General features: G+C 43.3%; 10 protein-coding genes. 4 read left to right on the top strand and 6 right to left on the bottom strand.

Features of this window, described 5'->3' with window-relative positions:
• The 6 genes from SIO70_RS10885 to SIO70_RS10860 form a co-directional block, all read right to left on the bottom strand.
• Entirely contained in the window at positions 1-1,302 is a 1,302-nt protein-coding gene (locus SIO70_RS10885) for a cytochrome c (protein WP_320580894.1), read from the bottom strand.
• A 3-nt stretch (positions 1,303-1,305) separates the two neighbouring features.
• On the bottom strand, positions 1,306-1,860 hold the full coding sequence (locus SIO70_RS10880; protein WP_320580893.1) for a redoxin family protein: 555 nt from the start codon (positions 1,858-1,860) through the stop codon (positions 1,306-1,308).
• 62 nt (positions 1,861-1,922) lie between these two features.
• The gene (locus tag SIO70_RS10875) at positions 1,923-3,218 is read right to left on the bottom strand and encodes a cytochrome c (protein WP_320580892.1); all 1,296 of its coding nucleotides are present in this window, start codon (positions 3,216-3,218) and stop codon (positions 1,923-1,925) included.
• Between the two features lie 119 nt (positions 3,219-3,337).
• The gene (locus tag SIO70_RS10870) at positions 3,338-4,912 is read right to left on the bottom strand and encodes a SusD/RagB family nutrient-binding outer membrane lipoprotein (RefSeq protein WP_320580891.1); all 1,575 of its coding nucleotides are present in this window, start codon (positions 4,910-4,912) and stop codon (positions 3,338-3,340) included.
• 37 nt (positions 4,913-4,949) lie between these two features.
• Positions 4,950-8,246: a SusC/RagA family TonB-linked outer membrane protein gene (locus SIO70_RS10865; RefSeq protein WP_320580890.1), complete on the bottom strand. Its 3,297-nt coding sequence runs from the start codon at positions 8,244-8,246 to the stop codon at positions 4,950-4,952.
• A gap of 795 nt (positions 8,247-9,041) precedes the next feature.
• Positions 9,042-10,073, bottom strand: coding sequence for a LacI family DNA-binding transcriptional regulator (locus SIO70_RS10860; RefSeq protein WP_320580889.1), 1,032 nt, complete (start codon positions 10,071-10,073; stop codon positions 9,042-9,044).
• A gap of 382 nt (positions 10,074-10,455) precedes the next feature.
• On the opposite strand from SIO70_RS10860, the gene SIO70_RS10855 reads away from it, so the two are divergent.
• The 4 genes from SIO70_RS10855 to SIO70_RS10840 all read left to right on the top strand — a co-directional run bounded on the left by SIO70_RS10855 (position 10,456) and on the right by SIO70_RS10840 (position 13,222).
• Positions 10,456-11,331 carry an AraC family transcriptional regulator gene (locus SIO70_RS10855; RefSeq protein ID WP_320580888.1) on the top strand — a complete coding sequence of 292 codons (876 nt, stop codon included), beginning with the start codon at positions 10,456-10,458 and terminating at the stop codon, positions 11,329-11,331.
• Between the two features lie 11 nt (positions 11,332-11,342).
• Positions 11,343-11,480 carry a hypothetical protein gene (locus SIO70_RS10850; RefSeq protein ID WP_320580887.1) on the top strand — a complete coding sequence of 46 codons (138 nt, stop codon included), beginning with the start codon at positions 11,343-11,345 and terminating at the stop codon, positions 11,478-11,480.
• A gap of 70 nt (positions 11,481-11,550) precedes the next feature.
• Entirely contained in the window at positions 11,551-12,138 is a 588-nt protein-coding gene (locus SIO70_RS10845; RefSeq protein ID WP_320580886.1) for an RNA polymerase sigma-70 factor, read from the top strand.
• A gap of 97 nt (positions 12,139-12,235) precedes the next feature.
• Positions 12,236-13,222, top strand: a complete 987-nt coding sequence (locus SIO70_RS10840) for a FecR family protein (RefSeq protein ID WP_320580885.1) — start codon at positions 12,236-12,238, stop codon at positions 13,220-13,222.
• The last annotated feature ends 142 nt before the right edge of the window (positions 13,223-13,364 follow it).

Genomic DNA, 13,364 nt, shown 5'->3' with positions numbered 1-13,364 from the left:
TTATTTCAACGGGATGTTTTCATCGCCGTCTTTATAAGGTAGTGTGACTATTACCAACGTCATCATCTCATCCTTTGTATTCATATTCTCCATGACCAATGCGGGTGGTAAGTTTGGATTGTAAGGATTATTGATCGTGTTATCATAAGTGGCTTCTATGTGAATAGTCGATCCTTTCGGAATCTTCACCATCTTTGGAAACCAATAGATCTCCTGCCAGTTAAAATCCCACACAGGTATATATACTAACGGTATCGTGTCTTTGTCCGGCCTGATGGCATAGGCTTTAAACACCTGCCCAAGCAAGTGCATATGCGGCCATACATACAATAATGACCTATCCTCCTCCATCTTTACATCCAATGAAAAAGTACGCACTACATCAGGAGGCAGATAAAAGAAAGGCTGTATTTGTTTTTGCGACTCACTACCAGATCCCAGGCTCTCGTTTTTGATCCGTCTGGTAATATTTGATTTTGTCGTCCAGATCTGTATACCACTGAGCACATCTTCTGCTTTGCCTAACGGTGCATAATGCACTGTCAGTAATATCACCCCTCTCTTTGGCATCACCCAACCAATATGTTCCGGATAAGATTCCATAGTAGCACCCGGTATCCAGCCACCAAAGTACATGATCCGCTTACGATAGGATACATAGTTTTCAAAGTACTTTACACTTTCATTGGCATAATCCACATAGTCCGCAGTCTTAAATATATCCATACCTGGTACATCATCTATCTCATAGTTTGCATGGTGGATCACCTTGCGGTTATTGGTGATGAACTCCACTCCTTCCACATTCATAGAATCCGCCAGTTCAAAAGGTATTTTGTATACGATGTAATGGTCTTTGTTATCCCCTTCCAGGTGATAACTCTCCTTCATCTTCAACACCAAATCAGGTGGTCGATTGTATACCGTACCGGGTACAAAGTTGTGTTTGTCTTTTGCATCCCCCACATTGCCTTTAGGCATATCATGGGTGGCCCAGTTGGCAATCATGGAAATCTCTTCATCAGACAACCTTCGTTCATTGGCATATTGTACATAGTGTGGATCTGGTTTCCAGGGTGGCATATACCTCGCTTCCGTAACCCGTTGAATCATGGAAGCACGTTTTGCCACATCTTCATATGTAACAAGGGGAAAAGGCGCAGCCTCTCCTGTTCTGTGACAAGGTGTACAATTGGTGTGAATGATGGGCGCTATGTGTTTATACCAGGTGATATCCTGTGCGCTCCCCTTTCCGTAAATAAATAACGATACCATCAGGATTATCGCAACGACAACATGCATACTTTAATAATTACTGATCAGACAACCTATCGGTGTGGTCTTTGTAACAGTGGGCACACCTGCCACCAGATTACGGATAGACTGATCCAGGTATAGCTGCGTGGTTTTTGCACGCTTGGTACCAAGACCTGTGATCCAGTCATCAATCAAACCACGATAATATTCTTTGCCATCACTTCCTACCAGCAGCGCTTCGGGCGTAACAGTTGCTTTCAGTGAATTGGCAACTTCCTTATCCGTATCCAGGAGGACAGGGAAGGTGAGATTGAAATCTTTTACATAAGCGCCGATCTGCAATTTGGTAAAGGTGCGGCCACTGATGATGCCGTAGAATTGTACCCCTTTGTACTTTTCTGACAGCTGTTGTACGATAGGTGCATAGTTTCTGCACAATGGACATTCAGGTGAGAGAAACAAATACACGACAATCTTTCCCTGTGGCCTGATGTCATAAGCTTTGCCTTTATAATCCTTTAATCGCTCAGTAAAGGAAGTACCATGTGGATGCCCTATCGACTGCATCGTTATTAGCAATGACAGGAGTAGTAGTCTTAACATAACGGCTCGTTGGTTGACAGTGGTAAATTACATTATATCTATTGGTTATTATATGATATATCTCATCGCTTAATTTCCATCTTCTCATCCCCCTTTTCATAAGGCAAATAAATCATCACCAGTGTCATCATCTCATCAGTCGATTTCATATCGCCACTACTATAAATGAGTTGAGGCGGATTATTTGGATTAGCGGGATTTTCAGCAGTGTTATCATACGTTCCTTCTACATAAATAGTAGATCCTTTCGGTAATTTCTTTAATGTAGGGAACCAGTACATTTCCTGCCATGCTACATTCCAGTCAGGAATAGACACTAAGCGTACTGTATCATTCGCAGGCGTTACACTATATGCCCTGAAGATTTTTCCCAGGTAGTGCATATGTGGCCAAACGTATAGCAATGACTGGTCTTCGGGAACATTTACTTTCACCTTGAATGTCTTCACTGCATTGGCTGGAATATAAAAGAAAGGATCAATATCCTTTTCTCCTACACCACCGGAGCCGATGCTCACAGCGCGGATATCTCTCTTTACCTTATTCTTTGTGAAGTATAACTGTATCCCGCTGATGCTTTTCTCATCCTTACCCACAGGTGCAAAGTGCAGTGTGAGCAGGATCACTCCTCTCCTGGGCATCCGCCAGCCGATACCGGAAGGGTATGATTCATACGAGGCACCTGGAATCCAGCCTCCGTAATAGATCATGCGCTTGCGGTAAGGTACGTACTGAGTATATTTATTACGATCATCTTCCGTGAGGTTGATGTAATCAACAGTGTTGTATAGATCCAGCTCAGGCACATCATCAATTTCATAATTCGCGTGGTGGATCAGTTTGCGGTTGTTTGTGATGAAGCGGATGGCTTCCACATTCATAGAGTCAGGTAGTTCAAATGGGATCTTATAAACAATGAAACGTTCTACATTATCTCCTTTGACTACGAAGGCTTGTTTCATGGTAAGCTCAAGATCTGGCAGGCGCGAGACTTTGGAAAAAGTGATAGTGTCTGGTTTGCGATTATCATTTTTCCCTATTGGCATCTGGTGGTCTGTCCAGTCAGCGATCATGGCAATTTCTTCGTCGGAGAGGCGGCGTTCATTGGCATAGCTTACATAATGCGGATCTGCTTTCCATGGTGGCATGTACCTGCTTTGTGTTACTTTCTTCACCATCGCGGCGCGCTTGGCTACATCTTCGTAAGAGATAAGAGAAAAAGGGCCGGCTTCTTCCGGGCGATGACAGGGGGTGCAGTTAGTATGAACAATGGGTGCGATATGCTGGTACCAGGTAATGCGCTGCGCGCTGGCAGCAAATGACAGTACAATCAAAAGGAATAGGAATAGGCGTTTCATACTTAATTACCTAAAATAGATAATTTTTTCTCAAATGTATAATATTTTGACTTTTTAGTTAAAAACAAAAGGCCCCGGCATAAATGCCGGGGCCTTTTCTATAAATTATCTAAGCGTTATTAGTTAACGTCCCAGAAGATTTTAGTGTCGCGGGTATCCTTAGACTTAACAGTGCTGTAGTTAGCAGTGTTATATAAAGCCTCGTTTGAAGGATACAGGAAACGTACAGGAGGATTAGCCTGAATACCGTTTGAAACTGGCAGTTGAATAGCAGGATAACCTGTTCTTCTGTATTCAGCCCATGCCTGGTTTGCCTGCATGATGAAGAAGTTCACCCATTTCTGAGTATAGATTTTCTCCAGTTTCTCAGTAGTAGTACCAGTGTAAGCAACAGCGCTAGCTGTTTTCCACAGCGCTACAGTGTCAGTATTTACAACCTGTGTAGCCCATTTGTACTGGGTAGAACGGTCGCTAACTTTTTTGTTCAGCATGTAGAAGTATTCAACAGACAGATCGAGACCTTCTGTGTATGCAGTAGCAGCAGTACCCAGACCCCATCTTTCGTAAGCTTCAGCTTGCAGGAAGCTAGCTTCAGCAGCTGTGAACAGTACACCTGGCAGGTTGTAGTTATAGAAGAAGGTAGCAGAATCGTAAGATGCATACCCACCATTGGAAAAATCGTTAGAAGTTCCATTGTAAGGGAAACCTTTGTAACCATTAGTAGAATCCGGATCGAACATTACTTTGGTACGAGGGTCATTGTTAGCAACCAATACATCTTCCAGCAGATACTGAGGAGCGTAAGGGAAGCTGGTGAATGCACTCAACAGGTCACTAACCAGGTTGGTTGGGCTTTCCCACAATAATGCATCCTGCGCGTTTGTTGTGATCAGCGGATAAGTGCTGGGATTGTTCAGCATAGTCGTAACTGCTGCCTGTGCTTTAGCTTCGCTCACGTTAGAGATACGCATCAGAAGACGCAGACGCAGAGAGTTTGCATAACGACGCCACAGGGTGAGGTCACCGCTGTAAATTCTGTCATACAGTTTCAGGTTACCGCTTTCTGTAGCTACTACAGATGCAGTAGTCAGGAAGGTATTCACCTGATCCAGGTTATTGATCAGTGTATCGTACAGTGCAGCAGCATCGTCATATGCAGCATACTCGATAGCACGGGTAGAAGTGTTCAGGGAGTTTGCCTTTGAAAAAGGAATATCGCCCCACAGGTCAACCATCTGAGCTGCCTGATCTGCTACAATTACCTTAGCCAGGTTCATGTAAATATCCTGTGCTGCCTGGTCAGTTGCAGACAATGCATTGTAAGTAGACTGCATCTCACGATAGTTGTTCAGGATACCAGGACCATTATAGTTATAGTCAGTACCGGTAGAACCGTTATAGAAGTCAGTCCATTTACCATCAGTATAGCTGGAGGTAGTTACATACATGGTGCTGCTTTGTACAGCAGGAACGATACCAGAGAAAGCACCGGTATAAGACTGAATAATAGTATAGTAATCCCAGTAAGAAGGGTGAATTCTTTTGTTGAAGAACATACCGGCAAACAGCTTACCTATGTTACCTGAGGTAGTCAGTTCCGGGTTTTGGTAGTCTTCATCGATCTTTTTCTTACAGGAGCTAAAAGAACCTGCCAGTAAGACCAGAAGAGCTGCGTTTATAAGAAGTTTTTTCATTAGTTTTCTTTGTTTCGTCATTGAGCAAATAAATACATTAGAAGCGAGCACGAACGCTAGCACCAAGGCTTCTTGTAGGAGCCATACCACCACTGTTCATACCCTGATCAATCCAGCGTGAGCCAGTTGCAACTTCCGGATCCAGGCCATAAGGCAGGGATTTGTAAACGTAGAACAGGTTACGGCCGATCAGTGCTACCTGCAGACCCTGGAAATGTAATTTGTTAATGATGCTCTTAGGCATGTTGTAAGTCAGTGCAACTTCACGCACTTTGATATAGCTGTTGTTGAATACTGCCTGAGAGTAGTCACCAGAATGCCATCCGTACTGTGCATCATAATAGATACCAGCGGAAGTAACTTTAGTGTTTTTAGTACCGTTGTCGTCCGTAACACCATCCAGGATCACACCATTATGACGGGTTGCGGTTTCACCAACGGCAGTTGCCACATAATTAGGAGTAGAAACGTTTTCATTACCAACCACATTATAACCAATACCGCCATGAGCTGCATCTCTATATTTGAGAGTGCTCTTGTACATACCAGCACCAACTGCATAGTAAGAAGGAATAGATACCAGTTTACCACCTAAACGGTAATCCAGAGTCACATCCAGTGAGAATGCTTTGTAAGAGAAAGTGTTTGAGAAACCACCTACAACCTTAGGCATCATGTTACCAACCTTGATGTAAGCATCGGTATTGTAAGTATACAGACCGTTACCGTCTACTTTGTAGTTACCGTTTGCATCCATGTTGTGTGGGTGAACGTAGATGTTACCCAGCGGATCTCCTACTTCTGATCTTGCGATTACATAACCACTTTCCAGATCGTTAGTGATGTTAGGTAATGTAGAAGGCAGGCTAACCAGTTTGTTACGGTTCACTGCAACGTTCAGACGGGTATCCCAACGGAAGTCTTTAGTCTGAACCGGAGTTGCGTTGATTGCACCTTCAAAACCGAAGTTTGCCAGGTCACCAGCGTTGATGTACTGGGAAGTAGCACCTGCTGTTTGTGGAGTAGTGATCTCGAGGATCTGTTTCTTTACTTTGTTATTGTAGTAAGTCAGATCTACACCAACTTTACCGCCAATGATTCTTGTTTCCAGACCAAATTCAAACTCTCTCTTCTGCTCAGATTCCAGCTTATCGTTACCGAAGCTGCTACCCTGAGCTTGTTGATATACCAGGTATTGACCATTCAGGGAAACACCATACTGGCTGTAAGCAACTGGTGCTACGAACAGGGTTGGGTGGTTACCGGTTAAACCGTAAGAAGCTCTCAGTTTACCATAGTTCCACCAGGATGGTAATTTGATTACATCAGAGAAAACGAAACCTGCGTTTGCAGAAGGGTAAGTGTAGCTATTTCTGCCTGGAGCCAGGGTAGAAGTCCTTTCAGAACGACCCGTTGCTTCGAGGTATAACCAACCTTTGTAGCTTAAGTTAACGATACCGAAACCAGCAACGTCAATCTGCTCACCACGATTAGATAATGTATACAGCGTACCTGCAGAGTTGTTCAGAGAGAACCAGTTTTCACTAGCCAGACCAACAGTGGTAGTGCTCTGCTGATACTGGAAGTTTTGTTTTCTGGCAGTGAAACCACCGGATACACCCAGATCCCAGTTCTTTCCAATCTTAGGATTGTAAGTCAACAACGCATCACCGTACAGGAGGCTGTTTGTTCTCTGTTCGATACCATATTTACCACTGGTACCTACATAAGTAGGCTGGGTATTATGTTCTTTATTTTCAGCTTTCCAGCCAGTGTAGTCATTACCAATACGACCACGGAACTTCAGATTATCCAGGATAGAATAGTTTAAAGTTACGCTGTTGATGAAACGGTTTTGGTTTTCATTGTAGTCGTTTTTCAGCTGTGTCCACATATAGTCCATCAGCTGAGTAGCTCTGATCGGGTAAGCTAGTTTTTCGTCCTGATCGTAGCTGGTATTAGTAGAAGTTACATACTTATAACCATGAGAAGTCTGGTACTTGTTGAAGTATGTATTCATATCATCCATACGGCTGAAGAAACCACCGTAAGAATTCAATACATCGCTCAGCGTAGTAGGACGGTTATGAGTGTAGTTGTTATTGAAAGTAGAAATGATGTCTAAAGTTACTTTCTTGTGCAGTTTCAGCGTAGCGTTCAGGTTAAAGTTATTCTTGTTCAGGTTAGATCCTGGAGTGATAGCTTTATAATCTGTACGGGTATAAGAGAAACGGTAAGAAGCAAATTCGTTTGCGTTAGCAACAGCAGCGTTGAACTGAGAGTTGTAACCAGTCTGGAAGAAATCCTTATAGTTATTCTTGTTCGCTGAATATGCACGGGTAGAACCATCCCAATATTTAACACTTCTGCCATCGAATTTAGGACCGAAAGACTCATACGCTCTGTAGAAAGGACGCAGAGAACCATCAGTGTCAGTAATCCAACCTTCTGCACTTGCACCTGCACCAAGGTTGTAAGATTCTGCATAACCAGGACCATATTCGTTCTGATAGTCAGGGCTGTTCTGCAGCATCTCAGCAGTGTAAATATAGTTCAGATCAACACCTATACCTCTTGATTTGGTACCTTTCTTGGTAGTGATTACAACTACACCGTTGGTCGCTTCAGAACCATACAGTGCAGATGCAGAAGCACCTTTCAGTACAGTCAGGCTCTCGATATCTTCAGGGTTGATATCCAGTGCACCATTACCATCAATACGGTTGTTAGTAGTATTAAAGCTTGATTTGGTAGGATCAGCCATGTTTCTGATAGGCACACCATCCACAACATACAGTGGCTGAGAGTTACCAGATACGGAAGTGATACCTCTCACCTGGATTGATACACCAGAGCTGGCACCACCTGGAGCAGAAACTACCTTTACACCGGCAGCTTTACCGTACAGGGCAGAAGCGAAACTAGGTGAACCGGTTTGGGAGATGTCTTTTGCGCTAACAGTACTTACAGAGTAACCCAGTGAACGGGCTTGTCTTTTAATACCCATCGCAGTTACAACCACTTCGCCCAGATTTTTGTTATCTGTAACCAGGGAAACATTAATTGTGGACTGGCCGCCTACTGGAATTTCCTGAGTGGTATAACCTAAAAAGGAAACAACCAGAGTGCCTTCGGGAGCAACAGAGATTTTAAAGGAACCATCCGGAGCAGTCATTGCTCCGTTCTTAGTGCCCTTTTCCAGGATGGTAACTCCTGGAAGAGCCTGTCCTTTGTCATCTTTAACAGTCCCGGACACAACTTTTTTGTTCTGTGCCAAAGCAGTAAAGCAGCAGAACAAAAGAAGCAGTGTGCTTACTAATAGAGATCTTCGCATAGCTTTCTTTAGTTAGATTTTAAGTATGATAAGTGTTTAGTCACAAGTGTAATTACATACAGACACGCATAGCATGTACCTGCTTCTCTTTTCAGAAGCTTACAAGCTTATTATTCCCTGAATGTGATGTTATTTTCTCTTTTAGTCTTGGGTACCTTTACCTGGAATTGTAATCATTTTTTAGTACATTCAGGTGGTCACCGTTTACGTTTTATTTAACTTAATTGTCGGTATAGGACATTTTAATTCCCTTCTTTAACTGGTGTTATTTTCACCTCTTTGTCCCTCAGTACAATTCACGCTTCCAAAATGCCATAGTTTTTCTCTACATTCTTTTAATTGACAGCGCCAAACTACCCAAATAATTTATAGAAACAAAAAAGATTTAACATTTTTTTATCGAATCTTTCATTATCTGTTAACTTCGGTAAATTAGCACACCTTCACGAGAAAATACCATCGGAGAAATACACTCAAATTGAAGAAATCGTAATATAAATTCCATTCATGCCCCAAGACTTTACGAAAATTTAATAAGGAAAAATTTATCCGTAGCACGATAGAAGGTAATTCGTTCTTTTCATGGTATAATGATTTCCTGATATAAAAAAGCAGATTATGGGTATTAGGCATTTTCACAGTTTCCCGGCATAGGTCATTTTTTGCAACTTATAGAAAGTTTTCATTATGAGCAAATTATATTTGTATGGACGGTAATATTTAGGGCTAAAAAAATCGCTTCTGCTTGCGGCAAAAGCGATTATAAAATGTAAAAAGATTTGTTAAACGATTACATCATGCCTTTGTTAACAGCTTATCAGGCATGGACGATTCACGTTCTCTCAGTTCCAGTGGCAGTACTACCTGTTGCGGCCCTTCTGCTGTTTCATCCAGTTCCGCCATCAGGATCCTGATCAGCATTCTCCCTATCTCTTCTACCGGCTGGGCTACGCAGGTTACTGCCGGGCTTAGCAGACGGAAAATGTCGTGGTCATCGAAACTTACCATACCCAGCCCACTACCTATCTGCAATCCGATGGAGCGAATGCTTTCTATACCACAAATACCGAGATAGTTGGTGGCAAAGAACACGGCATCCAGTTCCCGGTTGTTCTGCAGGTATTTGGTGATCTCCTGTGTATATCCGGGCCTATCCAGGTCAAAAGGCAGGCGTTTGATCACATTCTTACCCGATGGCAGACCATGATTCTTCAAGGCGGCTGTAAAGCCTTCTAAACGCTGTTGCATCTGTATCTGGTGGGAGGTGGTGGTAATGATCCCAATATGCTTATAGCCCTTTGCCACCAGATGATCGACCGCAGTGACAGCCCCCTGGAAGTTGTCTACTACCACATAGGACAAGTCTTTGACGTTCGGAAAATAACGGTCCATCAGTACGACAGGCTTTGCCAGGGAGGCAATGTCCTTGTCCAGGTTGAGGGTGGGCGTAATGATATAACCGTCTACCTGGCGGTAACGAAGCACCTCCAACAGGCCACGGGCCTTTTCTTCATTGTCTTCGGTACTGCCGAAGAGTACTTTGTAGCCGTACTTGTCGGCTTCGTCTTCCACTACTTTCGCTACGTTGGCAAAGAAATTATTGGCGATGTCTTCTACGATTAACCCGATTGTTTTGGTTTTACCAGTGCGTAAACCACGTGCCAGTTGGTTAGGTTTATACTTTAGCTTGCCGGCAATCTTCAAAATACGTTTGCTTACCTGTTCGCTTATTCTTTTTTCTTTTCCTTTACCATTCAGAACGAAAGAAACGGTGGTTGGAGAAACGCCGGCCTGCTGGGCGATATCTTTAATCGATATTCCTTTCACGTGATTCAGATTTGGTTTGATTCGTTAGAAAATTATAATCTTAGTAGCAAACGACCAAATTAATTCCAGTAGAGGCTGTCCGGGAGCGAATAATACTTATCATCCCCCCGTTAACCCGCCCGGATAGGCGTTTCAACAGGAAATAAATGTTATTTACTAAAAAATGATGTTTTTTTAACCAAAATTTGATAATTTGGCACTTTCACAGGAAAAGTTCTGTCAGGGGGAATGCATAAAAGACTGCCTATCCATTTGGGACACAGTCAAGGAATATTGCTATTATAAATTGAATTGTTTCGGGAGGATAATGTCCCGTCTGGGGCTAGAAGACGAATCATCATCACAACGGAGCTAGAATAAAAACAGCTTAAACTTATACTACATGAAACCCATTCTGATTAAAGTGGGGGCGTTTGCCGACAATCAGATCACCATCATTGAGAGAAGTGATCCTTATTTCAATACTCCATTCCATTTTCACCCGGAATGTGAGCTGGTATACGTTACAGAGAGCAACGGTAAAAGAATTGTAGGCGACAGCATTGAGAGTTTTGATGTAGGAGATATGGTGTTTCTGGGACCACATATTCCACATGTATGGTACAATGATGAAAGCTACTACAAGAACAATGAAGCGCTGAAAGCCAGGTCTGTGGTTATTTATTTCCCGAAAGACATTTTCGGGGATAAGTTCTATGGATTGCCGGAAACAAAGGCATTGACTGATTTATTTCACCGTGCACAACGTGGAATGAAGATTATAGGCACTACCTATGATCTGTTGAAAGATCAGATCCTGCAGCTGCCAAAGAAAGAAGGACTGGAAAGGATCATTTCATTGCTGAGTATCCTGAAAGTATTGACAGAAACAAAGGATGTACAATACCTGGCTAGTACAGGTTATTCACATGCTTTCAATGCGAAGGATAACCATAAAATTGATGAAGTATTCAAATATGTGATGAGTAACTTCAGCAAGGAGATCTCTTTGCAGGATGTGGCGAGTATTACGAATTTGTCTCCGCAGTCTTTTTGCCGGTTCTTTAAGAACAGAACAAAGAAGTCGTTTGTACAGTTTTTGAATGAGGTGAGAATTGGGCATGCGTGTAAGAGATTGACAGAAGAGGATTGGTCGATCGCGGAGATTGCTTATTCGTGTGGGTTTAAGAACTTGTCGAATTTTAACAGGTTTTTCAAGGAAATAGTGGGGAAAACGCCTAAAGAGTATAAGAATGAATTACGATTGAAGGAAGCTTAAATAAACGCTTAATGCTTCAGATATTTTTGAAGCAGGCCGCAGGCCCCGCTTCAAAAACAAACGCTTCTGCCTACGGCAGAAGCGTTTGTTTTTGGGGAATTGGCATTGAATGGAAAATGCTTCCTTTTGCTTTTTGGTATTATCAATAAATGTGGTAATTTCCCCTCATATATACGCTTGTTGAGAACCTTAACCAAATCTATGTCACGACTGTAATCCATGTATAGTAATTACTCAGACACCCAATTACTTTCATTGCTTCAGGAAGATAACATAATGGCCTTCAACGCTATCTACGCACGTTATAGCCAGCCCTTATACCTCTACATCCTGAGCAAGATTGAACCTGCCGAAGCAGGCAAGGATGTATTACAGGAACTCTTTACCTCCCTCTGGGAAAGAAGACAGACACTGAGCGTCAACGAATCGTTGAAATCATACCTCTACCAGTCTGCCCGACATAAGATCATAGACATTTACCGCAAGAACAATACTTACCGCAAATACCTGCAACAACTCATCGAACACTTTGATGTACAACCCGGTAGTATTACAGAACTACTGGATAGCAAAACACGCACAGAAGATGTGTTTGAAACCATCAACCACCTCCCTGAAAGAATGAAGGAGATCTTCATCCTGAGCAGGGTAGAACACCAAACGGTGGAACAGATAGCCCTACGCCTGGGACTGTCTCAGCAAACGGTTAAAAACCAGATTACCAAGGCATTAAAAATCCTGCGTACCAACCATGCCCAGACAGACATCGTTTTGCTGCTGCTGACCGCCTCTTTTTTTTACAATTGATGGTACTTGTTGCAACTTGAAACGACACCATTAAGAGCATCACTAACGTTAGGGACAAACATTGATACATTAGGACATTATTTTAAATTACAACGCTGTGAACCTTGATCAGATAAAGCACATATTGGAACGTTATAACGAAGGACAGGCCACAGCCGGGGAAAAACAGTTGATAGAAGAGTGGTTTGAAGGGATACAACAGCCTGTTTCGCACATTCCAGACACTGTCATCCAGCAGGATCTCGCAGATGTACACACTGCACTGCAACAAAATGTCAACGTGGCCCGCCGGCGTTCATTGCGCCCGTGGTACTATGCCGCAGCCGCTATCACTATGCTGGTAGCTGCAGCCAGCTGGTTTTTCCAGCACTATACCCGCTCCGCAATACCTGCGGACAAAGCCGCTATGGCCAAAGTTGACAACCATAAAGAAATTATCAACGGATTCTATATCGTCACTACCGTAAAAGGTAAAACCGAACACCTTAAACTGGAAGATGGCAGCACCGTCGTGCTCAATGCCGGTAGCCGCCTCAGGTATCCTATACACTTCAGCGAAGGGCGCGACCTCTACCTGGAAGACGGAGAAGCCTTCTTTGACGTAGCCCCCGACCCCACACACCATTTCACCGTACACAGCGGAGGACTCAGTACAACAGCGCTGGGCACCTCTTTCAATATACGCGCTTACCGCAACGAACAGAAAATCACCGTGGCCCTGCTAAGTGGCAAAGTAAAAGTATCCGCTACCGGCACTAAGCCTGTAGTACTCGAATCCAGTGAACAGTTGAGTTATGACCTGCAAAGCCTGAAAGTGACCAGAACTACCTTTAGCACCCCGGAAGCCACCGGATGGCAACAAGGTACCCTGGTTTTCAAAGATGCCTCGTATGAACAAGTGCGCAATGCCATTGAAAACACCTTTGCCGTAACCGTCATCAACCAAAGCGACAAAAAAGCATGGACCTATACCGGTAGCTTCCGGCAGGAAACCCTGCAAAATGTGCTGGAAACAATCTGTCTGACTGAATCTCTGTCCTGGTCAATAGCGCGTGACACTGTAACTTTAAAAAATAAGAAATAATTTATGGGGTTAGCCCCGGCACTACAATCAGGTGGCCGTATACACATGTAACGGCCCTTTAACATCTAACACGTTTTGGTACTATTACAAAGGTTCCTCCCGTAAAACGGAGGACCCCAGCTATTTTATTATTCGCTCCCCA

Source organism: Chitinophaga sancti, assembly GCF_034087045.1.
GTDB lineage: Bacteria > Bacteroidota > Bacteroidia > Chitinophagales > Chitinophagaceae > Chitinophaga > Chitinophaga sancti_B.
The sequence above is the reverse complement of the archived record's forward strand: the minus strand, read 5'-3'. Positions and strand labels throughout refer to the sequence as shown.